Origin of the sequence: Mesorhizobium australicum WSM2073, from assembly GCF_000230995.2 — a bacterium.
GTDB lineage: Bacteria > Pseudomonadota > Alphaproteobacteria > Rhizobiales > Rhizobiaceae > Mesorhizobium > Mesorhizobium australicum.
The window spans coordinates 4,901,519-4,923,628 of the sequence record NC_019973.1 but is presented as its reverse complement, the minus strand read 5'-3'; the positions used below and the strand labels follow the sequence as shown (position 1 = coordinate 4,923,628).

General features: G+C 62.5%; 21 protein-coding genes and 1 pseudogene. 19 read left to right on the top strand and 3 right to left on the bottom strand.

The window, feature by feature from the left end:
• Positions 1-49 precede the first annotated feature (49 nt).
• Positions 50-760, top strand: a pseudogene (locus MESAU_RS23845) (glycoside hydrolase family 25 protein).
• Positions 761-822: 62 nt separating this feature from the next.
• Here the strand turns inward: MESAU_RS23845 and MESAU_RS23840 are convergent.
• Complete coding sequence (locus MESAU_RS23840; protein ID WP_015318585.1) at positions 823-1,746, bottom strand: DMT family transporter; 924 nt, start codon at positions 1,744-1,746, stop codon at positions 823-825.
• Between the two features lie 146 nt (positions 1,747-1,892).
• On the opposite strand from MESAU_RS23840, the gene MESAU_RS23835 reads away from it, so the two are divergent.
• Complete coding sequence (locus tag MESAU_RS23835; RefSeq protein WP_015318584.1) at positions 1,893-2,366, top strand: Lrp/AsnC family transcriptional regulator; 474 nt, start codon at positions 1,893-1,895, stop codon at positions 2,364-2,366.
• Positions 2,367-2,399: 33 nt separating this feature from the next.
• Here MESAU_RS23835 and MESAU_RS23830 read toward each other — a convergent pair whose 3' ends face one another.
• The gene (locus MESAU_RS23830; RefSeq protein WP_015318583.1) at positions 2,400-3,056 is read right to left on the bottom strand and encodes a uracil-DNA glycosylase; all 657 of its coding nucleotides are present in this window, start codon (positions 3,054-3,056) and stop codon (positions 2,400-2,402) included.
• An 11-nt stretch (positions 3,057-3,067) separates the two neighbouring features.
• Positions 3,068-3,649 carry a LabA-like NYN domain-containing protein gene (locus tag MESAU_RS23825; RefSeq protein ID WP_015318582.1) on the bottom strand — a complete coding sequence of 194 codons (582 nt, stop codon included), beginning with the start codon at positions 3,647-3,649 and terminating at the stop codon, positions 3,068-3,070.
• Positions 3,650-3,966: 317 nt separating this feature from the next.
• On the opposite strand from MESAU_RS23825, the gene rpoZ reads away from it, so the two are divergent.
• The 17 genes from rpoZ to MESAU_RS23740 all read left to right on the top strand — a co-directional run bounded on the left by rpoZ (position 3,967) and on the right by MESAU_RS23740 (position 22,010).
• Complete coding sequence (gene rpoZ / locus MESAU_RS23820) at positions 3,967-4,368, top strand: DNA-directed RNA polymerase subunit omega (RefSeq protein WP_015318581.1); 402 nt, start codon at positions 3,967-3,969, stop codon at positions 4,366-4,368.
• A 212-nt stretch (positions 4,369-4,580) separates the two neighbouring features.
• Positions 4,581-6,809 (top strand): RelA/SpoT family protein, encoded by a 2,229-nt coding sequence (locus MESAU_RS23815; protein ID WP_015318580.1) that lies wholly within the window; start codon positions 4,581-4,583, stop codon positions 6,807-6,809.
• A gap of 24 nt (positions 6,810-6,833) precedes the next feature.
• A complete protein-coding gene (pyrE, locus tag MESAU_RS23810) occupies positions 6,834-7,412 on the top strand; it encodes an orotate phosphoribosyltransferase (protein WP_015318579.1) in 579 nt (192 codons plus the stop codon).
• 13 nt (positions 7,413-7,425) lie between these two features.
• Entirely contained in the window at positions 7,426-7,806 is a 381-nt protein-coding gene (locus MESAU_RS23805) for a VOC family protein (RefSeq protein WP_015318578.1), read from the top strand.
• 335 nt (positions 7,807-8,141) lie between these two features.
• Positions 8,142-8,741: a DUF2062 domain-containing protein gene (locus tag MESAU_RS23800; RefSeq protein ID WP_015318577.1), complete on the top strand. Its 600-nt coding sequence runs from the start codon at positions 8,142-8,144 to the stop codon at positions 8,739-8,741.
• On the top strand, positions 8,738-9,151 hold the full coding sequence (gene acpS, locus MESAU_RS23795; RefSeq protein WP_015318576.1) for a holo-ACP synthase: 414 nt from the start codon (positions 8,738-8,740) through the stop codon (positions 9,149-9,151). Before MESAU_RS23800 ends, acpS begins: the two co-directional genes overlap by 4 nt.
• 79 nt (positions 9,152-9,230) lie before the next feature.
• A complete protein-coding gene (lepB, locus tag MESAU_RS23790; protein WP_015318575.1) occupies positions 9,231-9,980 on the top strand; it encodes a signal peptidase I in 750 nt (249 codons plus the stop codon).
• Positions 9,980-10,696, top strand: a complete 717-nt coding sequence (gene rnc / locus MESAU_RS23785; RefSeq protein WP_015318574.1) for a ribonuclease III — start codon at positions 9,980-9,982, stop codon at positions 10,694-10,696. The genes lepB and rnc overlap by 1 nt, the downstream gene beginning before the upstream one ends.
• A complete protein-coding gene (era, locus tag MESAU_RS23780) occupies positions 10,693-11,613 on the top strand; it encodes a GTPase Era (protein WP_015318573.1) in 921 nt (306 codons plus the stop codon). Before rnc ends, era begins: the two co-directional genes overlap by 4 nt.
• A 744-nt stretch (positions 11,614-12,357) precedes the next feature.
• Entirely contained in the window at positions 12,358-13,518 is a 1,161-nt protein-coding gene (locus tag MESAU_RS23775) for a porin (RefSeq protein WP_015318572.1), read from the top strand.
• Between the two features lie 133 nt (positions 13,519-13,651).
• Positions 13,652-14,428 (top strand): DNA repair protein RecO, encoded by a 777-nt coding sequence (recO, locus tag MESAU_RS23770; RefSeq protein WP_015318571.1) that lies wholly within the window; start codon positions 13,652-13,654, stop codon positions 14,426-14,428.
• Entirely contained in the window at positions 14,425-14,943 is a 519-nt protein-coding gene (locus tag MESAU_RS23765) for a PaaI family thioesterase (protein WP_015318570.1), read from the top strand. The genes recO and MESAU_RS23765 overlap by 4 nt, the downstream gene beginning before the upstream one ends.
• A gap of 82 nt (positions 14,944-15,025) precedes the next feature.
• On the top strand, positions 15,026-17,773 hold the full coding sequence (locus tag MESAU_RS23760; RefSeq protein ID WP_015318569.1) for a DUF2339 domain-containing protein: 2,748 nt from the start codon (positions 15,026-15,028) through the stop codon (positions 17,771-17,773).
• A gap of 161 nt (positions 17,774-17,934) precedes the next feature.
• Positions 17,935-18,453, top strand: a complete 519-nt coding sequence (locus tag MESAU_RS23755) for an RNA polymerase sigma factor (RefSeq protein ID WP_015318568.1) — start codon at positions 17,935-17,937, stop codon at positions 18,451-18,453.
• Entirely contained in the window at positions 18,450-19,241 is a 792-nt protein-coding gene (locus MESAU_RS23750; protein WP_015318567.1) for an anti-sigma factor family protein, read from the top strand. Before MESAU_RS23755 ends, MESAU_RS23750 begins: the two co-directional genes overlap by 4 nt.
• A 208-nt stretch (positions 19,242-19,449) precedes the next feature.
• Complete coding sequence (locus MESAU_RS23745) at positions 19,450-20,547, top strand: peptidase C39 family protein (RefSeq protein ID WP_015318566.1); 1,098 nt, start codon at positions 19,450-19,452, stop codon at positions 20,545-20,547.
• Positions 20,547-22,010 (top strand): RimK family alpha-L-glutamate ligase, encoded by a 1,464-nt coding sequence (locus tag MESAU_RS23740; protein ID WP_015318565.1) that lies wholly within the window; start codon positions 20,547-20,549, stop codon positions 22,008-22,010. The genes MESAU_RS23745 and MESAU_RS23740 overlap by 1 nt, the downstream gene beginning before the upstream one ends.
• Positions 22,011-22,110 lie beyond the last annotated feature (100 nt).

Genomic DNA, 22,110 nt, shown 5'->3' with positions numbered 1-22,110 from the left:
CGGCCTGGTTTTCAACGCCGAACAACCGGCAAGTCCAACAGGGGTGGTCTTGAAGAAGCGGATTGTTCTCTGGGGCGCGGCCAGTCTTGCCTTGGCATGTGTCATTGCTGTGGGAGGAGTGGCCTATTTCCGCACCTACTCTCCCGACCGCGACCGATATCCGGTCAGGGGCATCGACGTCTCCCATCATCAGGGCCGGATCGACTGGCGGCGTGTTGCCGCCGATGATGTGGCTTTCGTCGTCATCAAGGCGACTGAAGGCGGCGACCATGTCGACGACGCCTTCGCCGGCAATCTGCGCGAGGCCCGCGCCGCCGGACTCGCCGTCGGCGCCTATCATTTCTTCACCTTCTGCCGGCCGGGCGCCGACCAGGCGAGGAATTTCATCTCGGTGGTGCCGCACGATCAGCCGCTGCTGCCGCCCGTGGTCGACATCGAGTTCGGCGGCAACTGTCCGCGGCGTCCGTAGCCCGAACAGTTGAATGCCGAACTCCAGGCCTTCCTCGGACCTGTCGAGGCGGCATTCGGCAAGCCGGCGATCGTCTATCTTACGGATGAAGCCGAGGCCGCTTATGCCGGGCAAATCGCCGCTCGCCCACTCTGGCTACGCTCACTGCTCATGGAACCGGACCGCCGTGACTGGATCTACTGGCAGTACCACAACAGGGGGCGCGTGAACGGCATCGAGGGGGACGTCGATCTGAACGTTTTGCAGGGCGGGCCGGAGAAGTTGGCGGCGCTGCTCGCCTCCACACCTTGATGAACAGGCCCGATCCGGTACCGGTCCCGTTCTTCGGCAGCCTGCCATGCCCCTGAAACCATTCACGATCCAGCTGATGTCGAGACAGCCAGATTTTCCCTGGTGCTGCGTCGACCCATCGCCGAATAACCCATCCCGGCGGCCATGATGGCGATGGCCACGCATTGGATAGCCAGCGGGGTCTCGCCAAGCACGACCATGCCGACCATCACCGTGGCGACCGGCACACCCGGCAGGAACAGTGATGCAGCCTGTGAGCCCAATCGGTCGACAATGTAAGTGTAGAGGAACATTGCCGCAGCGCCCGCGAGAAGACCTTGAATGACGATCTGGCTGGCGATTTCGGGGCCTGCGGCGGCATGGAGGCCGCTTGGCGCAAAGACATAAAGAAGTGGCAGCGGCAGGCAGGACAAAAGCACGACGCTCGCGGTCGCCGTGACCGGGTCGACACGCCATCGCTGCACAAGAACGGCATATGTGGAAAACATCGCGCCCGATCCGATAAACAGCAGGTCCCCGAACAGGACATCGCTGGCGCCGGTGCGCGCCGGCGCTATGAACAGCAACAAGCCGGCGATGATCGTAACGACGCCGATGATCCGCCGACGCGACGCGCTTTCCCTGAACAGCGACAATAGGAACGAGAAGAACACGATCGAGGCCGGGCAGAGCGCCGCGGCATGGGCGGCGGGCGCCTGGGTTAGACCCCAGTTGATGATCAGCGGATAGGGCAATCCGGCCAGTGCAGCCAACGTCAGTCCACGCCGCCAGCCCAGCGCCTTCATGGTCGCCAGGCCGCGTCTCCAGACGATCGGCAGGAACACCGCGCTGGCACCTGCAAAGCGCAGGCTGGCCATGTCGGTGGCCGTCAGATGCTCCCTGAGGCTGAAGCGGGCGGCGACGAACTGCGCCGCATAGATGGCGATCATGACAAGGCCGGCGATCACCGCCAGTCTTGTGTCTCCCGTGTCTCGTCCGTCCGCCATGTCAGTTCCGCCGCATGTTCATGCCGCCAGGAGGAGACAGCCCCCGACCTTGCGATGAAGCGCAGCCTATGGTCGAAATGATCGCGACAAAATACGCTGTTTTTTAGAATTTGAAGTGTAATTCACGCAAATAGGAGGACTTGAACGTGAATCCTGAACCAGTCGACCTGGACGCCGTCGACCGCAGTCTTCTGCGACTGCTGCAGGAAGATGGGCGCCGCACCACGCTCGACCTGGCAGCGCGCGTCGGCCTGTCACCGACCGGCGCCAGCCAGCGCGTGAAACGCCTGTTTCGCGACGGGTTTATCACCGCCGTCAGGGCGGTGCTCAATCCGGCAAAGATTGGCCGCGGCATGCTTGTCTTCATCGAGGTGCGGCTCGATCACGCGGCCCCGCATATCTTTGACCGCTTCGCCGAGGCGGTGGCAAAGGCGCCCGAGGTTCTGGAATGCCATATGGTCGTCGGCGGCTTCGACTATCTCGTGAAGGCCCGCATTGCCGAGATGGCCGACTATCAGGACTTTCTCAAACGCGTCATCCTGCCGCTGCCCGGGGTGAAGGAGACACATACCTATGCCTCGATCGGCGACGTGAAGCCGGATGCCTTGCTGCCGGTGTGAGCTCGCACCGCAGACCGCACGGTATCCGAGAGCTCAGTTCTTCAGGAATGCCGCGATCTCGCCAAACACCCTGACGAACATGTCTGCGGTCAACACACCGGTATTGGTGTTGTAGCGCGAGCAATGGTAGCTCGAAAACAGCATGATGCCGCCGGCTTTCAACTGGCCGCCATGTTTGAACGGATAGGCGGCGACGCGCCCGCCCAGTGCCCGCACGGTCGACTGGTGCGCGATCGATCCCAGCGCCAGCACGGCGCGCAGGTTGGGAAAGCGAGCGATCGTCGGCACCAGGAATGTCCGGCAGGTGGCGATCTCGGCACCGACCGGCTTGTTCTCCGGCGGCACGCAGCGCACCGCGTTGGTGATCGCAGTGCCGAGGAGTTCCAGCCCATCATCGGGCCGCGCCTTGAACTCGCCGCGTGCGAAGTTGTGGGCAATCAGTGTCGAATAGAGCAGGTCGCCGGCATAGTCGCCGGTAAAGGGGCGCCCGGTGCGGTTGGCGCCGCGCAGGCCAGGCGCCAGACCAACGATCAGAAGCTGGACGGTATCTTCGCCACCCAGTGGCAGGAAGGTCGGCACCGGCGCGTTGAACCATGACGGCTCGCGCTGCCGCCATTCGGCGATGAAATCATGCAGCCGCGGGCAGAGCGGGCAATCGCGGCTGGGTTCGGAAAGTGAAGGGGCGGTCAAGTCGACCGGCCTCAGTAGTCGTCCTCGTCGACTTCAGCCGGTTCGGGCCGCCGTGCCGGTCGTTCGGAGGGATCGCGGCCGACTTCGTTCTTCAGCGTCGCTAGGTCGATGAAATGGTCGGCCTGCCGGCGCAGGTCGTCTGAGATCATCGGAGGTTGCGAGGCCATGGTCGAGACGATCGACACCTTGCGGCCACGCCGTTGCAGCGCTTCGACCAGCGTTCGGAAATCACCGTCTCCGGAGAATATGACATAGTGGTCGACGACATCGGCGAGTTCCAGCGCATCGACGGTAAGCTCGATGTCCATGTTGCCCTTGATCTTGCGGCGGCCGGTCGAGTCGGTGAATTCCTTGGCCGGCTTGGTGACCACCTTGAACCCGTTATAGTCGAGCCAGTCGATCAGTGGCCGGATCGAGGAGTATTCCTGGTCCTCGACCAGCGCGGTGTAATAGTAGGCGCGCAACAGGTAACCGCGCTTGTGAAAGCTCGCCAGGAGCTTGCGATAATCGATGTCGAACCCGAGCGCGCGCGATGTGGCGTAGAGATTGGCGCCGTCGATGAACAGGGCGATTTTTTCACGAGGGTCGAACATGGAAATAATCCTTTTCGAAAAAACGGCCGTCTAAACGAAATGCGGTAGCGACTATCGGTCAGGCTCTAATAACCGGCCGACCTTGGACCAATCGAGATAACGCCAGTTTGGTGGCAATCCAAGGGCATGTGGCGCACTGCAAGCAATTGTGATCGTGGCGCCGAACCCTGGACCCGGCTGCTTTGCTAGATCGGGAGTTCGATATTGAGATTGAGTGCCCTGTGGGCCCGCATTGCCATGATGCTTGTATTTTGGCGCCGTTCGGGTTATGGACCGCGCCTGTTTTCCATCAAATCCAGGCATGAAAGGGGCAGTCCATGGCCCGCGTAACCGTTGAAGATTGCATCGACAAGGTCGACAACCGCTTCGAGCTGGTGCTTCTGGCCGGCCACCGCGCCCGTCAGATCAGCCAGGGCGCGCAGATCACCGTCCCGCGCGACAACGACAAGAACCCCGTCATCGCACTGCGCGAGATCGCCGACGAGACGCTGTCGCCCGATGATCTCAAGGAAGATCTGATCCATTCGCTGCAGAAGCATGTCGAGGTCGACGAGCCCGAAGCCGATGGCGAAGTGATCGCCGATCAGACCGGCGGCGCTGTTGCGGCCGCCGAAGCCGACGACGCCGAGGAGAACGTCACCTTCGACCGGATGACCGAGGAAGATCTCCTGGCTGGCATCGAAGGCCTGGTGCCCCCGGAAAAGAGCGACGACTACTAAGCCCTCCGTTCCGGCGGTCGCTGGAACAATCTTCCGGCACTTCCGTCCCGGCGGTTTCGTGGCTATCTAGTACCAACTGTCGCAAATACCAGAATGCAGCTTTGGCCGCACTTGGCATAATGCGTGAATCTGGTATTTGCGACAGTTGGTACCGGCATGCGCCGTACGACAGTGCGGCGCATGATTCATTTCATCGCCGAGAGATTTAGCCCATGATGCGTCAGTATGAGCTTGTCGAGCGCGTCCAGCGCTACAAGCCTGACGTCAACGAGGCGTTGCTCAACAAGGCCTATGTCTACGCCATGCAGAAGCATGGCCACCAGAAGCGCGCTTCCGGCGATCCCTATTTCTCGCATCCGCTCGAAGTCGCCGCCATCCTCACCGAGATGCACATGGACGAGGCGACCATCGCCGTCGCACTGCTGCACGACACCATCGAGGACACGACGGCGACGCGGGCCGAGATCGACGATCTGTTCGGCCCCGAAATGGGCAAGCTGGTCGAGGGCCTGACCAAGCTCAAGAAACTCGACCTCGTCTCCAAGAAGGCCGAGCAGGCGGAGAACCTGCGCAAGCTTTTGCTGGCGATCTCGGAAGATGTTCGCGTGCTGCTGGTCAAGCTCGCCGACCGTTTGCACAACATGCGCACCCTCGATCACATGCCCGAGGCCAAACGCCTGCGCATCGCCGAGGAGACGATGGATATCTACGCGCCGCTGGCCGGGCGCATGGGCATGCAAGGCATGCGCGAGGAGCTGGAAGAGATCGCCTTCCGCTTCATCAATCCGGAAGCCTACCGGGCCGTCACCGCGCGGCTCGCCGAGATATTCGAGCGCAACAAGGGCGTGCTGACCGACATTGAAAAGGCGCTGTCGGCCCTGTTTGAAAAGCACGCCATCAACGCCGGCGTGAAGAGCCGGCAGAAGAAGCCATGGTCGGTGTTCCGCAAGATGGAGGCCAAGGCGCTGTCCTTCGAGCAGCTGTCCGACATTTTCGGCTTCCGTGTTGTCGTTGACAGCGTCGAGGACTGCTATCGCGCGCTGGGTGCCATCCACACCACTTGGTCGATGGTGCCCGGCCGTTTCAAGGATTACATCTCGACCCCGAAGCAGAACGACTACCGTTCGATCCACACCACCATCGTCGGGCCTTCGCGCCAGCGCGTCGAACTGCAGATCCGCACCCGCGAGATGAACAAGATCGCCGAATACGGCGTCGCCGCCCATTCGATCTACAAGGACACCGGCGGCAAGACGAACGGCGCCGGCCATGCGATCTCGAAGGAGACCAACGCCTACGCTTGGCTGCGCCGTACCATCGAGCAGTTGGCCGAGGGCGACAATCCCGAGGATTTTCTGGAGAACACCAAGCTGGAGCTGTTCCAGGACCAGGTGTTCTGCTTCACGCCGAAAGGCATGCTGATTGCCCTGCCGCGCGGCGCCACGCCGATCGATTTCGCCTATGCGGTTCACACCGATGTCGGCGACACCTGCGTCGGCGCCAAGGTCAATGGCCGCATCATGCCGCTGATGACGGAACTGAAGAATGGCGACGAGGTCGAGATCATCCGCTCCAAGGCGCAGGTGCCGCCAGCCGCATGGGAATCGGTCGTCGTCACCGGCAAGGCGCGCGCCGCCATCCGCCGCGCCACCAAGAATGCGATCCGCAAGCAGTATTCTGGCCTTGGCGCGCGTATCCTGGAGCGTGCCTTCGAACGAGCCGGCAAGACCTTCAACAGGGAAAACCTGAAGCCGGTGCTGCACAGGCTGGCACGCAAGGACATCGAGGATGTGCTGGCATCCGTGGGCCGCGGCGAACTGGCCTCAACCGATGTCATGAAGGCGGTGTTCCCCGACTACAAGGACGAGCGCGTCACGCCGGCAGCGCCCAAGCAGCGCGAGGAGGGCTGGTCGAAGATCCGCAACGCCGCAGGCATGCTGTTCCAGATACCTGGCCGGGCCGCGCGCAAGGACAAGGACCAGCCAGGCGCCGGCGCCGTGCCGATCCGCGGCGTGCGCGGCGACCTGCCGGTGCGCTTCGCGCCGGAAGGCGCGGTCCCTGGCGATCGTATCGTCGGCATTGTCCAGCCGGGCACCGGCATCACCATCTACCCGATCCAGTCTCCGGCGCTGCAGGCCTTCGACGATCAGCCGGAGCGCTGGATCGACGTGCGCTGGGACATCGACGAGCGCACCAAGGAACGGTTCCCCGCGCGCGTCTCGGTCACCGCCATCAACGCGCCGGGTTCGCTTGCCGATATCGCCCAGGTCGTTGCCTCCAACGACGCCAACATCCATACGCTGTCGATGGTGCGCACCGCGCCCGATTTCACCGAAATGCTGATCGATCTCGAAGTCTGGGACCTGAAGCATCTCAACCGGCTGCTGTCGCAGCTCAAGGACAATTCGAGCGTCAGCGATGCGCGGCGCGTCAACGGCTAGCGATAGCCGACCATGGGGGACGAGATGAATACCGACGAAGTGCTGGACATATTCCGCGGGGCTGGCGCTGTTCTCGAGGGTCATTTTATCCTGACGTCGGGCCTGCGCAGTCCAGTTTTCCTGCAGAAGGCACGCGTCTTCATGCATGCCGACAAGACCGAGCGGCTGTGCAAGGCGCTGGCCAAGAAGATCCGCGCCGCCGTGCCAGGCAAGATCGACTATGTCGTCGGGCCGGCGATCGGCGGCTTGATCCCGGCATACGAAACCTCGCGCCACCTTGGCGTGCCGGCGATCTGGGTGGAGCGGGAAGGGGGCGAGTTCCGCCTGCGCCGCTTCGAGATCGATCGAGGCGCCCGCGTCGTCATCGTCGAGGACATCGTCACCACCGGTCTGTCGATCCGCGAAACCATTGATTGCCTGCGCGACGTTGGCGCAGAGGTGGTCGCGGCCGCCTGCATCATCGACCGTTCGGCCGGCAAGACCCATGTCGGCGTGCCGTTGATCGCGCTTGCCGAATATGAAGTTCCGGCCTATCCGCCGGACAGGTTGCCGCCGGAGCTTGCCGCCATCCCGGCCATCAAGCCGGGCAGCCGCAACATCTGACGGGGAGGTCGAAATGATCGCCGGCATCGACCATTTCGTGCTGACGGTCCGCTCGGTTGAAGCGACTTGCGACTTCTACCGGCGCGTGCTTGGCATGCGGCGCCTGGATCAGCCGAACCGGCCGACAGCGCTTCTGTTCGGTTCGCAGAAGATCAACCTGCACGAAGTCGGCCGCACTTTCGAGCCAAAGGCAAGGACGCCGACGCCGGGTTCTGGCGATTTCTGCCTCGTGTCGGCGGTGCCTCTCGCCGAAATCCAGGCCGGCCTCGCGGCCGACGGCGTTGCCATCGAAGTCGGTCCGGTTGAGCGCATCGGCGCGCGAGGACCTATGATGTCGGTCTATTTCCGCGATCCCGACGACAATCTGGTCGAGGTCAGCGAATATCTGAAGTAGGCACCGCGCCGGAAGGATATCGTCTCGGCCACGGATGGTGCCCTTGTCGAAGCCGGCAGGAACCCCTGGCCGCATATCGGTCATCCGGCTGCGACAATTAGCCGAAACCACTTCTCAAATTCGCCGCGATTGTCCGATGTGGAGAAGATGGATCTGACCAAAAATCTGGCGCTGCGGACGCTGAGCGTACGGCCTTCGGTTGTTGTTGGGCTTGCGGATGGCTATATCAAAGTCGCGATTGCCTTCTGGCGACCGTAAAGCGCAAGATGTGGCGGTCGAAGCCTGGCTGGAAACAGCCGGCGTGTAAGCTGTGAACTGTCGGGAATAGGAAGAGAGTGCTTTTTCGTCGCCGCAAGCCTGATGGCCTTTTCGAGCGAGTGCGTACCTATCTATGGCCGCGCCGTTCGTTTTCGCGCTCGCTTCAATATTTCTCCAAGCGCATTCTGCGGCTGAAGGCCACCCCGCATGCGGTGGCGGCCGGCGTCGCCGCGGGTGTCTTTGCTTCGTTCTTCCCCGTCGGTTTCCACTTCATCATTGCCGCCGTTCTGTGTTGGGTGATCGCCGGCAATCTGGTGGCCGCCGCTCTCGGAGCCGTATTCTTCGGCAATCCGCTGACTTTTCCGCTCTTGTGGGGCGCATCCTGGGAAACCGGCAAGCTCATCCTGCACGATCGCCTGCCGACACACGGTCCGCCGGCGCATCTGGGCGAGATGCTGCACACGCTGTCCTTCGCCAAACTATGGCATCCCGTCCTGGAGCCGATGCTGATCGGCGCGGTGCCGCTCGGGCTGGTGTTCGGCCTGGTGTTCTACGGCATCACGCGCTGGGGCATGAATGTCTTCCGCGAACAGCGGCGCAAGCGGCTGGCCGAGCGCGCGAGACGCCGTGAGCATTCGCCTCATCCCGGCGGAAGCGTCGGTTCCGCCGCCCAATGATCATCGGCATCGGCAGCGACCTGATCGACATCACACGCATCGAGAAATCGCTGGAGCGTCACGGCCAGCGCTTCATCCAGAGGATCTACACCGAGGTGGAACAGGCGCGTTCGGAGAACCGGCGCGCCCGCGCAGCTTCCTACGCCAAGCGCTTTGCCGCCAAGGAGGCGTGCGCCAAGGCACTGGGCACTGGTCTGGCACAAGGGGTCTTCTGGCGTGACATGGGTGTCGTCAACCTGCCCAGCGGTGCGCCGACGATGGCGCTGACCGGCGGGGCGCTGGCGCGGCTGGAAAAGATCCTGCCTCAAGGTCATCGGGCGGCGATCCACCTCACCATCACGGATGATTTCCCGCTCGCTCAAGCCTTTGTGATCATAGAGGCGTTACCGGTCGAAGAAGCGCCACATTGATTGCATCTGACGACCGGCATGGGACGTTGCCCAGCGCGCGCCGAGACTCTATACCATCCAACGCACAATCGAGGACGACATGAGCGTGGCTGAAAAATTTCAGAAGAAATCCGGCGGGCTTGGCGAAACCGTCAGCGTCATCGTCCAGGCGCTTTTGCTCGCCCTGGTCATTCGCACGCTGCTGTTCCAACCGTTCTCGATCCCGTCGGGCTCGATGCGGCCGACGCTTCTGGAAGGCGACTATCTGTTCGTCACCAAATGGTCCTACGGCTATTCACGCTATTCGCTGCCTTTTGGACCGGACATTTTCTCGGGCCGCATCTGGGGCTCCGAGCCCAAGCGTGGCGACGTGGTGGTGTTCAAGTTCCCGCCTGATCCGTCCGTCGACTACATCAAGCGCGTCATCGGCCTGCCCGGCGACAAGATCCAGATGAAGGATGGCCAAGTCTTCATCAATGGCGTTGGCGTGCCGCGCGTCAAGACCGGCCAGATCGATAATCCCGACATCACGGAAAAGGATTATCCGATCGACGTCTATCGCGAGACGCTGCCCGATGGTGTCAGCTATGACACGCTCGACCTGTCGCCGAACTCGATTGGCGACAACACCCGCGAATTCGACGTGCCCCCCGGCCACTATTTCATGATGGGCGACAACAGGGACAATTCCGCCGACAGCCGCTTCACCGTCGGTTATGTTCCGGCCGAGAACCTGGTCGGCCGCGCCAACCTTGTCTTCTTCTCGATCGCCGGCAAGGCTAGCCCGCTCGAAATCTGGAAATGGCCGTCGCTGATGCGCGCTTCGCGCCTGTTCCACTTCGTCAACTGATGGCCTTGAAGCGCCCGACAGGCGAGACTCTGGCCGGTTTGGTGGTGGCCAGGACCGGCCATGTTTTCAGGGACATCCGCTTACTTGAGACCGCCTTGACGCATTCCAGCGCGGTCAAGGCGGCAAGCAACAATCAGCGTCTTGAATTCCTTGGCGACCGCGTGCTTGGTCTTGTCGTCGCCGAGATGCTTTTCGAGAAATTCCCTGATGCACCGGAAGGTGAAATCGCGCCCCGTTTCAATGCGCTGGTCGATGCAAAGACATGCTCGGAAGTCGGCATCGAGATGCAGCTGGAGAATCTGGTCCGGGCCGACGCCGCCTTGAAGACGCGATCGCGCGGCTCCGGCGGAAATTATCTGGCTGATGCCGTCGAAGCCCTAATCGCGGCCGTTTATCTCGATGGTGGTATCGACGCCGCGCGGCGGTTCGTTCTGCGTTATTGGGAGCCACGTTCGAGCACGGTTGTGACGAAGCCACGTAATCCGAAATCCGATTTGCAGGAATGGATTGCCAAGACGAGTGACGCGCGCCCCGAATATGTGATCGAAAAACGCGAAGGGCCCGACCATCAGCCGGTCTTCACTATTTCTTTGCAGGTTAGCGGCTTTGCACCTTCCGTCGGTACCGGCGGCTCCCGCAGGGCGGCTGAAGAAGCGGCGGCTTCGGCATTTCTCGTGCGCGAAGGCGTGTGGGCCAATAAAGGGAGCGCGGCATGACCGCAGAAGACACTGCAGCCGCTCCCGTCACGCACTCCGGCTTCGTTGCGCTGATCGGCGCGCCTAACGCGGGCAAGTCGACACTGGTCAACCAGCTGGTCGGCGCCAAGGTCTCGATCGTCACCCATAAGGTGCAGACGACACGCGCCATCGTGCGCGGCATCGCCACGCACGACAACGCGCAGATCGTCTTTGTCGACACACCGGGCATCTTCAAGCCCAAGCGGCGGCTCGACACCGCGATGGTGACCACCGCCTGGGGAGGCGCCAAGGACGCCGATATCGTCCTGCTGCTGATCGACGCCGAGCGCGGCATCAGGGGCGATGCTGACGCCATCCTCGAACGGCTGAAGGACGTGCGCCAACCGATGGTGCTGATTCTCAACAAGGTTGATCGGGTCAAGCACGAGGCGCTGCTGGCCCTGTCTGCGGCAGCGAACGAGAAAGTGCCGTTCCAGCGCACCTTCATGGTCTCCGCGCTGACCGGTTCCGGCTGCAAGGACCTCCTCGACTATCTGGCGCAGGCGCTGCCGGCCGGCCCCTGGTACTATCCGGAAGACCAGATTTCGGACCTGCCGATGCGCCAGCTGGCAGCCGAGATCACACGCGAGAAACTCTATCTCCGGCTGCATCAGGAACTGCCCTATTCCTCGCACATCGAAACGGAGAAATGGGAAGAGAAAAAGGACGGCTCGGTGCGCATCGACCAGACCATCTTTGTCGAGCGCGACAGCCAGAAGAAGATCGTGCTCGGCCACAAGGGCGAGACCATCCGCGCCATCGGGCAGGCCGCGCGGATGGAAATATCAGGCATACTGGAACAGAAGGTGCACCTGTTCCTGTTCGTGAAAGTGCGCGAGAACTGGGGCGATGATCCCGAGCGCTACCGCGAGATGGGGCTGGAGTTCCCCCGCTAAGGCCGAAAAATCCTGGCGCGCCATCGCGCGGTGGCCGACCACAAGCATTGGGCGTGAGGCTAATGCATGTCGCCCGGAAGTGTCCTCGGTTCCGGGACAACGACAAAATCAGAAGCTTACAGCAGGTCGGCGAATCCGATTCGCCGCGACGTGCTGTAGAGCACGTCGCGGTTTACGCGAACCGCGAACCGCCCGGGGTGCTGGGAAGCAGACTAAGGCGAAGCGCGGGCTCCACCATGCGGCCCGCGATTGGCGCGAGACCAACTCAGATTCTTGGCAAGCCGCCAACGAAGCGCCGACGCGCGCTGAGGCCGGCTTTCCGCGCCGTGATCTGGAGCCGCTGCCGGTGTTGTTTTCGCGCCGACAGCGATACGAGGACAGAAATCACAAATTTCTCGAGTTATTTTAGATTTATAGTTTTAAAAGACCGCAATTCATAGACTAAACTGGTCTATGCAGAAGGATACACTTATTTGTTACAAAAATATGACGATGTTCCATTTGTGCCATTTTAAATTCAAGCCAGATCTCATTAGTGTTATTTGTGCAACACGTATTTAATCTGTAGCGAGAATCCAGCGCATTTATGGAATTGTCATTGAAGGTGGACGATTGGTGGGTATGTTCGCCGCGAAAAGGGGACGCGGTGCGGGCCTTTTTCATTGTGGGGGTGAGGCGGGAAAACATATCCGCCAGCCACAATTCAGAAGCCATTTTTTCAAACTTGACTGGAGAGGTCAGAAAATGAACATCAAGAGCCTCCTTCTCGGCTCAGCCGCGGCTTTGATCGCGGTGTCCGGCGCGCGCGCCGCGGACGCGGTTGTCGTCGCCGAACCGGAACCAGCCGAATACGTCAAGATCTGCGACGTCTACGGCGCCGGCTACTTCTACATCCCGGGCACCGAGACCTGCCTGCGCATCGGCGGCTATCTCCGCTATGACATCGGCGTCGGCGATTCCGGCACGCTGGATGGCGTCAACAACGTTGGCGATCACATGGACGGCGGAAACCACGACACCTACTACAAGAACATGCGCTTCACGCTGAGGACGTATACCGGCCAGGAAACCGAACTCGGCACGTTGAAGACCTTCACCGAGACCCGCTTCCAGTTCGGCAACTCCTCGGGCGACTATGATGGAAGCTCCTCGACCTCCTGGCAGGCCGGCAACAAAACCACCAGCCTCAACTTCGCCTGGATACAGCTCGGTGGCCTGCGCGTCGGCAAGGATGAAACTGCATACGACCAGTTCATCGGTTACGCGGGCAACGTCATCCAGGACACGATCATCCCGTACGGCGTCAAGGACACCAATGTCGTCCAGTACTATTTCGACGCTGGCAGCGGCTTCACGGGCGTGGTCTCGCTCGAAGAAGGCACGGGCGTCAACACCATCGACAGCTATGTTCCGCATGTCGTCGGCGGCTTGAAGTACAAGGGCGACTGGGGCGCGATCACCGGTGTTGTCGCCTATGACAGCAACTACGAGGAAGTGGCCGGCAAGGTTCGCCTGGATGTCAACGTCAGCAAGGAACTGTCGCTGTTCATCATGGGCGGCTACGGCACCGACGACAACCTCACAGACGACGCCCACAATGCCATCGACGTACATGGCCGCAGCCAGTACAAGCCGTGGGGCGGCAACTGGGCCGTCTGGGGCGGCGGTACCTACAAGTTCAACGAGAAGACCTCGTTCAACGTCCAGGCTTCGGCTGACGACGACAAGAACTATGCTCTCGCCGCGAACGTCGCATACACCATCGTCCCGGGCTTCACGGTCACGACCGAAGTCGACTGGGATCACTACGGCAATTTCGGCAATCCATCCATCTACGGCAACTGGTCCAAGGCCGACAAGAAGGACAGCGTCGGCGGCATCATCCGCTTCCAGCGCAACTTCTAACGGATCGACTGACCTCACCAACCGCCCGCAGCGATGTGCTGCGGGCGGCTTTTTTATGCCTCGTTGCGAGAGCCGGCACAGGCGCCAGACCCATACCTTGATTTCGCCACCCGATCGGTGAAAAGCTCCTGATATGGAATGGCGCGACGAGGGAATCGTTCTCGGCACCCGCAGGCATGGCGAAACCAGCGCCATTCTCGAGGTGATGACGCGCGCCCATGGCCGCCATCTCGGCCTCGTGCGCGGTGGCCGCTCGCGCAAGCAGCAGCCCGTTCTCCAGCCAGGCAATCGTGTCGATCTCTTGTGGCGCGCGCGCCTCGACGAGCACCTGGGCACTTTCCAGGCCGAAGCCATCGAGATGAACGCCGCCCGGCTGATGGACAGTGCCATTGCCGTCTACGGCCTTCAGACGATGGCGGCGCATCTGCGCCTGCTGCCCGAGCGCGATGCCCATGCCGGCCTCTACGAGGCGCTTTCGGTGATGATCGTTCATCTCGACGACGCAGATGCCGCCGGCGAACTGGTGGCGCGCTTCGAGCTCCTGGTTCTCGATGAACTCGGCTTTGGCCTCGATCTCAGCCAATGCGCCGCCACCGGCACGAGGCAGGATCTGGCCTATGTCTCGCCTAAGTCTGGGCGCGCGGTGTCGCGTGAAGCCGGGGCGCCGTGGCACGACAAGATGCTGGTGCTGCCCGCCTTCCTGCAGCGCGGCTCCGGCCAGCGCGCCAATCATGCGGCGATCGCGGACGCCTTCCGCCTGACCGGCTTCTTCTTCACCCGTCACGTCTACGAGCCGCGCGGCATCGATCAGCCCGATGCGCGCGCCGGCTTTCTGGCCGCACTGCGCAAGCACCACGCAGCGCAGAAGCCCATCGCCGGAGAGAGCGCGGCCGGAGAAATCATCCGATGAGCGAAGTCGAACTCTATCCGGGCCGGGTCTCGCCGCTCGGCCTCGGCACCATTCCTCATGCCGACATCCTGAAATACACCGGCTTGGAATTGCTGCAGCGAATCGTCGACGGCAAATACCCGGCACCACCGATCTCCTTCCAGCTCAGCTTCGCGTTGACCGAAGTATCGGAAGGTCGCGCCGTGTTCCGGGGCGTGCCGAACGAACGCCACCTCAACCCGCTGGGCGGCGTTCACGGCGGCTGGGCGGCGACGCTGCTCGATTCAGCGTTGGCGTGCGCGGTGCAGACCCTGCTCGACAAGGGCGAGGCTTACACGACTGCGGAGTTCAAGGTGAACCTGACGCGGCCGATCACGCCCAGGACCGGTGAGGTTGTCTGCGAAGGCAAGGTGGTTCACAAGGGCCGCACGCTTGCCGTTTCGGAAGCGACGCTGAAGGATGCCGGCGGCAAGCTGCTGGCTTTCGGTACCGAGACATGTTCGATATTTCCAGCCGCCAATCTGGCGGCACGTTGAATTTTCAGCCGTTTAGCCGCCGTATTTCAATGTCAGTGACATGAAGCGTCAGTGAAAACTGGCCTGGTTTGGGGGAACCGCCATGTTTGAGAGCCTGATCGGCCTCGTCGCCATCATTGCCTTGTTCGTCATCATTTCGCGTCAGCAGGGCCGCATCGGTCTGATCGAGCGCGAACTTGGCGCACTGCGCAGCCTCGTGCTTTCGGGCGCGGTATCGCCCACGGTCAAGCCGTCGGAACTGGAGGCGGCGCAGGGCAGGGCCGACACGGCTCCGGTGGCCAGGCCTGCCGACATCGCCCCGGCAGCAACCGGCGAGCCGGCCCCCGCGCTACAGGCCACGGAGGCGGAAATCCCGGCCGGAGGGCCCGGCCCTTGGAGCGCCCCCGAGATCACACCGAAAACGCCAGAGGTCGCGCCGGCCGCGGTCGCCAAAGCCGCTCGCCAGTCCGACGTTGAAACCGCGCTCGGCACGCGTTGGGCGGTCTGGGTCGGCGGCATTGCACTGGCTCTGGGCGGCTTGTTCCTGATCCGCTACACCATCGAGGCCGGCATTTTCGGACCCGGCGTGCGGCTCACCATGGCGGCGGTGCTCGGGTTGGTGCTGATCGCCGGCGGCGAGTTCATTCGCCGCACCGGCTTCAAGGTACCGGTGCAAGGTATTGCCGGCGCCTATATTCCGGCGATCCTGACCGCGGCCGGCGCCTTCATCCTGTTCGGCACCGTCTATGCCGCCCATGGCATTTACGGCTTTATCGGCCCGGCGCTTGCCTTCACGCTGCTCGGTGCGATCGGCGTTGCGACCATTGCCGCCGCTCTCGTCCATGGCCAGGCGCTGGCCGGCATCGGTCTCGTCGGCGCCATGGTGACGCCGGTGCTGATCGCTTCGCAGGCGCCCAATCCGTGGGCGTTGTTCGGCTATCTCGCCATCGTGCTCGCCGCCACTGGCGTGATCGCCCGCATGCGCGACTGGAAGACGCTGATGGCGGCCGCTTTTTTCGGTACCGGCGTCTGGACCATCCTCTACATGACCGACGCACCGGGCGCGAACTTCTCCGCCATACTGCTCATCGACGCTGTAACGCTGGCTGTGCTTGCCCTTGTCTGGCTGAGCAGCCGTGGCGGCGACACCGGGCTAGCAGGGACTTTCGACTGGCCATCCATCGTGCCTGGACTGTTCGTCGCCTTCTCGGCGCTTGGCCTCTCGGTTGACCCGGTCTTCGCCGCTGCCGGTGATGCTTTGCCGGGCGCGGTGCTGCTTGTCGTGATGATAGCGGTCGCGCTCTACCGCCCACTGGCGCTGCCACTGCTTTATGGCGCGGGACTGGTGACGGTGCTGATCTATCTCGGCATCATCCCGCCAACGTCTATCGCTTCCGACTTTTCGGGCGGCGCTTTGGGTGTTGATGGGGTGCCCTTGGCCACCGCTGACGCGCTGAGCTTGCGTATCGGTATTGGTCTCGGTCTTGTTTTCGTCGCCGCTGGTTTGTGGGCCGCGCGCCGCTTCGCCGCCACGGCGCGGATCCGAGCAGCCTCTTGGGCTGCATGGGGTGTCATCGTGCCGCTGGTCGTCCTGCTGGCGCTCTGGTTCACCTTCGGCAATCTCGACCGCGACTTTGTCTATGCCGCCGTCGCGGCCCTGCTGGTCCTGGTCTTCGCCGCCGGCGGCGAGTGGATCGCGCGGGCTGAGGAACCGCCGCTCAAGGGGGGAGCCGCAGTGTCGTTTGTTTTGGGCGGCGCGGCAGTCGCCGGCCTCCTGATGCTGCATATGGCTTTTGATTCCGGTTGGACCACCATCCTGCTTGGTGCCGCCGCGATGGTGCCGGCGCTCGCCACGCGCTGGCGCTCCTATCCTGTGCTCGGCTGGATTTCGGTCGCCGCTGTCATCGCGGTGCTTGGCCGCGCCGCCGTCGATCCGACGATCGTCGGCGCCGAATTCCTGTCGACGACACCGGTTTTCAACTGGTTGCTGCCGGGCTACGGCGTGCCGGCGCTCGCCTTCGGCTTCGCGGCCTGGCAACTCGCCCGCACCACCGATGGCCGTCCACGCCTGGCCATGGAAGCGGCGGCGGCACTGTTTGCGCTGCTGACGCTCGCCATGCTGGTGCGTCACGCAATGCATGGCGGCGTCATCAACAGCGATGCGCCGACGCTCGCCGAACAGGCGATCTACACGCTGATCGCCGTCGGTGCCGGCGCCATCCTGATCGCCATCGACAGGCGCTCGCCAAGCTCGGTGCTGCGCTATGGTTCGATGGCGGTGGGCGTGCTCTCGGCCGCCTTCATCGTCATCCAGCATTTTCTGGTGCTCAATCCGTTGTTCACGGACGAATCGACCGGCCGGATACCAGTCTTCAACCTCTTGTTCCTCGCCTATCTCCTGCCGGCCGTCGCCGCCGGTGGTCTGGCGCTCTATAGCAGGGGCAAGCGGCCGAAATGGTATTCGGCCATGCTGGCGCTGATGGCGGCGCTGCTTGCCTTCGCCTATGCCACGCTTTCGGTCAGGCGCCTGTTCAAGGGCGAGTTCATCGGCATGTGGAGCGGCCTTGGGCAGTTGGAGACCTATACCTATTCGGCGCTCTGGCTGGTTATCGGCGTGGCGCTGCTCACCGCCGGCGTCTGGCTGAAATCGCAGGTGCTGCGCATCGCCTCCGCCGCGCTGATCGCGGTGGCCGTCCTGAAAGTCTTCCTGTTCGACATGTCGGAACTGGAAGGTGTGCTCAGGGCGCTGTCCTTTATCGGGCTCGGCGCCGTTCTGATCGGCATCGGCCTGTTCTACCAGCGGCTGCTGACGCGGGCGGCAAAGGAGAAATTGCCGGCCGGCGAACAATAATAGTCGGAATTCAACGCTGCGCGGGAATAAACCGGCATCCGCCGGCGTTATCTCATTGCTTGGGTGACCGGAGCGGTGGACCGCTTCGCGCTGGCTGCTTGCGCCGTGCCGGGAAGGCGCGTTCTATCGGATCAACAAGGGCGACCTCAGAACCAGCGGTCATGGACGAAAAAAAGGCAGCAATCCTTGGTGAAATACCGCGCCTGCGCCGCTACGCACGCTCGCTTCTGCGCGGCCGTGATGCTGCCGACGACCTCGTTCAGGACTGCCTCGAGCGTGCGCTGTTGCGGCTCGACAACTGGCAGACGGGAGAAAGCCCCAGGAGGTGGCTGTTTACGATCATGCATCATTTGTTCATCGACCAGATGCGCAAGGTGAACCGCCGCGGCGAAGCGGCGATGCTGCCGCTGGAGGCGGGCGAGGCGGTTGCCCAGCCGCCCGAACAGTTGGAGGGCATCGCTTCGCGCGAGATCATCGACGCGTTGCAGGCGCTCAGCCCCGATCGCCGCGCGGCCATCGTCATGGTTGCCATAGAAGGCTTTTCCTATGCCGAGGCTGCCAACATTCTGGATGTTCCCGCCGGCACGCTGATGTCGCGCATCGCGCGGGGGCGTGAGGAATTGCGCGGGCTGCTGGACGACACAGCGCGCCGCCGCGCCATAAGGATCGTCGAGAAATGATCCGCCGCGATTTTTCCGAACGGGACATCCATATGGCGCTCGACGGCGAACTGCCGGCCGATGAGCGCGCCGCCTACGATGCCTGGCTCGACGCCAATCCCGAGATGAAGGCCAGGAGCGCCCGCTTCACCGCCGACCGGGAGGCGTTGCGCTCGGCCTTCGTCGGCGTGCTGGACGAGGTGGTGCCAGTGCGCTTGCGCAAGGTGGTGCTCGGTGAAGCGCCTGTTAAGGCAGCAGTGCGACGCTCACGCTGGTGGCTTGCCGCCGCCGCGGCCGTGCTTCTCGCCACGGGCGGATTTGGCGGCTACTTTGCGGGTATCGGAGGGATCGGGCAGGAGGATCCGGCGGAGGATCAGCTCGCCGAACAAGCGATCGCCGCCCATGTCATCTATGCCGCCGAGAAGCGGCACGCGGTGGAAGTGCCGGCCAGCGACAAGGATCATCTGCAGACCTGGCTGTCCAGTCGGGTCGGCCTGAAACTGGTGGCACCGGACCTGAGCGCGAACGGCTTCCAACTGGTTGGCGGCCGGTTGCTGCCGGCGGGGGAAAGCAAGGCCGCGATGCTGCTCTACGAAGACGACAAGGGCGAGCGCATATCCCTCTTCGTGACGGCGGAATCGACCGAGAATGCCAAGGGCACCTATGCTTCGGCGCAGGACGGTCCGCAGGCCGTCTACTGGCTGGATAAAGGCTATGGCTGTGCCGTCGTTGGTTCGCTGCCGCGCGAGCAGTTGGCGGCCGTGGCCAAGAGCGCGTATGGCCAGCTTCTGGCCGGTCTCTCCAGCTGAGCCGGCTGCGATCTTGCGCGGTCGGCTGGCATGAAAACAGCGATTCCGTTCAAAGCTTGTCAGCTTCCCTGCCGTCGCGGAAAGTGTCACAATTCGGCCCTAATCAAGGAGCGATAGCGCTTGATGAATACCGGCGCTTCGGCCGGTGTTTGCGACGCTTTTCGACCGGGGACGTTGCCGCAACGCAATCGAGGTTTTCTCAAGCCGCATGCCTGCCGAGATCCGCACGGCCCGCGCGTCTGACGTCGATGACCTCGCCGCCATCGAGAAAGCTGTATTCTCGAGCGACCGCATTTCGCGGCGCTCCTTCCGCCTGTTCATCGAGCGCGAGACCGCCGAGACGCTGGTCGCCGAAATCGATGGCCGCGTCGGCGGTTATGCGATCGTGCTGTTTCGCAAGGGCAGTGGGGTCGCACGGCTCTATTCGATCGCCGTCGGACCGTTTTTCGGCGGGCTCGGCATAGGCCGGCAATTGCTGGCCGCGGCCGAAGAGGCAGCCTTCGAACACGACCGCATGATGCTGCGTCTCGAAGTGCGCGAGGACAATGGCCGTGCCATCAGCATCTATGAACAGGCCGGCTACCGCAAGATCGGCCGCGAGCCCGGTTACTACGAGGACGGCGCGACGGCACTGCGCTATGAAAAAACCCTGCGCGGCGACCTTGCGGTCGCCACCAGGGTGCCATTCTATCAGCAGACCTGCGAGTTCACCTGCGGTCCATGCTGCCTGATGATGGCCATGGCCAATTTCGATCGTGGCTTCGTGCCCGACCCGGTGATGGAAATCCGACTCTGGCGCGAGGCGACGACCGTCTTCATGATGTCAGGACCGGGCGGCTGCGAACCATTCGGCCTGGCTGTCTCGGGCTACGAAAGCGGGCTTGCGGCGGAGATTTACGTTTCCTTCTACGGCGCATTGTTCCTGCAGTCGGTGCGCAGCGAGGACAAGCGCCGGGTCATGGAACTGGCACAGGTCGACTTTCGCCGCCGCGCGGAACTTTACGGCATCCCGGTGAATTACCGTCCATTCACCATCGACGATATCAGGGCGGCTCTCGCCGGGGGCAAACTGGTGCTGGTGTTGATCAGCGGCTTCCTGATGTTCGGCAAGAAGGTGCCGCACTGGGTGCTGGCCATCGGCGATGATGGCGATCATATTCTGATCCACGATCCGTGGGTCGAGGATGAAAGGCAGGAAACCATCCTTGATGCCGCCAACATTCCCGTGCCTTACGGCATCTTCATGAACATGGCGCAGTTCGGCCGCGACGGACTGCGTGCCGCCATCACTTTGGGAAAGAGATAATGACCTGGGTCATTCTTACCGGCAGGCAGAGCGATCTCGACCAGGTGGCGACGCCGCACAAGATCATCACCAATCGCGACTATCTCGCGCATCCCTCGCTGTTTCGCGGTCAGCGGCCTAAAGTCATCAACCTGTCGAACAACTACGGCTATCAGAGCCGCGGCTACTATGCCTCGCTGCTGGCGAGTTCGCGCGGCCACAAGGTCATCCCGACCGTGGAGACGATGATCGACCTGTCGGAGCGCAAGCTCTACGAGCACGCCTTGCCGGAACTGGAACTGGCGCTCAACAAATGCCGCAAGGATCTCGGCGGTGTATTTCCGGCGAAGGTCTGCATCTTCTTCGGCATCGGCCCGTCCAAGGTCTGGGACCGTTTCGCCAAGCTGTTGTTCGACTGGTTCCGGGCGCCGGCGCTCGAAGTGCATATCAAGGACAGCGCCGAATGGGCTTCGATCCGCAAGATCGGCTTCCACCCCCTGGCTCGGATGACGGAGGACGAGGAAAAAAGCTTCATCCAGTGCCTGGAGACCTACACCAACCGCGAGTGGCGCGACACCAAGGGCCGCACGCCGGCGCGCTACACCTTCGCCACGCTGGTCGATCCGCATGAGGAATTGCCGCCTTCGGAAATCTCTTCGCTGCGCTACTGGGCCAAGATCGCCGAAAAGATGGGGGTCGAAATCGAGCCGATCACCAGAAAAGATCTGGCCAAGCTCGCGAATTACGATGCACTGTTCATCCGCGAGACCACCTCGATCTCCAACCATACTTACCGCTTCGCTCGCCGCGCCCAGCAGGAAGGCATGCCGGTCATCGACGACCCGCTGTCCATGATCCGCTGCACCAACAAGGTCTATCTCAACGAACTGATGGCCTACAACAAGGTGCCGGTGCCGCCGACGGTGATGATCGCCGGCACCTCTGACCTCGAACTGGCCGCACAGACGCTGGGTTTTCCCCTAGTGTTGAAGATCCCCGATTCGTCCTTCTCGCGCGGCGTCAAGAAATGCGAGACCCTGGAGGAACTGACGCGGCTCGCGACCGAATGGCTGGAGGATTCCGACCTTCTCATCGCGCAGAAATTCATCCCGACCGAATATGACTGGCGTGTCGGCGTGCTCGGTGGCCAGCCGCTGTTTGCCGTGCACTATCTGATGGCCAAGAAACATTGGCAGATCGTCAACCACAAGGCCAATGGCAAGCCCGACCAGGGCGGCATCAAGACCTTCACGCTGAAGGAGACGCCGGCCCATGTCGTCGAGACCGCCGTCAAGGCGGCGCGCTGCATCGGCGACGGCCTCTACGGCGTCGACCTCAAGGAGACCAAGGACGGCGTCTTCGTCATCGAGGTCAACGACAATCCAAACCTCGATCACGGCTGGGAAGATTCCGGCGAGAAGGACGAGGTCTGGGTGCGGCTGACGCAGTGGTTCCTGGAGCGGCTCGACCGGCCGGGGCGGTAATCATCCGAGGGGAAATATGCAGTTCATCGTCATTGAGGATTTCACCGGCTGCGACCGCAAGGAAATCTACCGCCGGTTCCGCGCGACCGCGGCCGCCTGA

Excerpts from the sequence above, each read along its gene's own strand:
- MESAU_RS23740 (WP_015318565.1), top strand. The coding sequence starts at position 20,547 with ATGACCTGGGTCATTCTTACCGGCAGGCAGAGCGATCTCGACCAGGTG.
- MESAU_RS23815 (WP_015318580.1), top strand. The coding sequence starts at position 4,581 with ATGATGCGTCAGTATGAGCTTGTCGAGCGCGTCCAGCGCTACAAGCCT.
- rnc (WP_015318574.1), top strand. The coding sequence starts at position 9,980 with ATGGCCTTGAAGCGCCCGACAGGCGAGACTCTGGCCGGTTTGGTGGTG.
- lepB (WP_015318575.1), top strand. The coding sequence starts at position 9,231 with ATGAGCGTGGCTGAAAAATTTCAGAAGAAATCCGGCGGGCTTGGCGAA.
- MESAU_RS23825 (WP_015318582.1), bottom strand. The coding sequence starts at position 3,649 with ATGTTCGACCCTCGTGAAAAAATCGCCCTGTTCATCGACGGCGCCAAT.
- MESAU_RS23750 (WP_015318567.1), top strand. The coding sequence starts at position 18,450 with ATGATCCGCCGCGATTTTTCCGAACGGGACATCCATATGGCGCTCGAC.
- MESAU_RS23775 (WP_015318572.1), top strand. The coding sequence starts at position 12,358 with ATGAACATCAAGAGCCTCCTTCTCGGCTCAGCCGCGGCTTTGATCGCG.
- MESAU_RS23805 (WP_015318578.1), top strand. The coding sequence starts at position 7,426 with ATGATCGCCGGCATCGACCATTTCGTGCTGACGGTCCGCTCGGTTGAA.
- rpoZ (WP_015318581.1), top strand. The coding sequence starts at position 3,967 with ATGGCCCGCGTAACCGTTGAAGATTGCATCGACAAGGTCGACAACCGC.
- recO (WP_015318571.1), top strand. The coding sequence starts at position 13,652 with ATGGAATGGCGCGACGAGGGAATCGTTCTCGGCACCCGCAGGCATGGC.
- MESAU_RS23755 (WP_015318568.1), top strand. The coding sequence starts at position 17,935 with ATGGACGAAAAAAAGGCAGCAATCCTTGGTGAAATACCGCGCCTGCGC.
- MESAU_RS23765 (WP_015318570.1), top strand. The coding sequence starts at position 14,425 with ATGAGCGAAGTCGAACTCTATCCGGGCCGGGTCTCGCCGCTCGGCCTC.
- acpS (WP_015318576.1), top strand. The coding sequence starts at position 8,738 with ATGATCATCGGCATCGGCAGCGACCTGATCGACATCACACGCATCGAG.
- MESAU_RS23840 (WP_015318585.1), bottom strand. The coding sequence starts at position 1,746 with ATGGCGGACGGACGAGACACGGGAGACACAAGACTGGCGGTGATCGCC.
- era (WP_015318573.1), top strand. The coding sequence starts at position 10,693 with ATGACCGCAGAAGACACTGCAGCCGCTCCCGTCACGCACTCCGGCTTC.
- MESAU_RS23760 (WP_015318569.1), top strand. The coding sequence starts at position 15,026 with ATGTTTGAGAGCCTGATCGGCCTCGTCGCCATCATTGCCTTGTTCGTC.
- pyrE (WP_015318579.1), top strand. The coding sequence starts at position 6,834 with ATGAATACCGACGAAGTGCTGGACATATTCCGCGGGGCTGGCGCTGTT.
- MESAU_RS23745 (WP_015318566.1), top strand. The coding sequence starts at position 19,450 with ATGCCTGCCGAGATCCGCACGGCCCGCGCGTCTGACGTCGATGACCTC.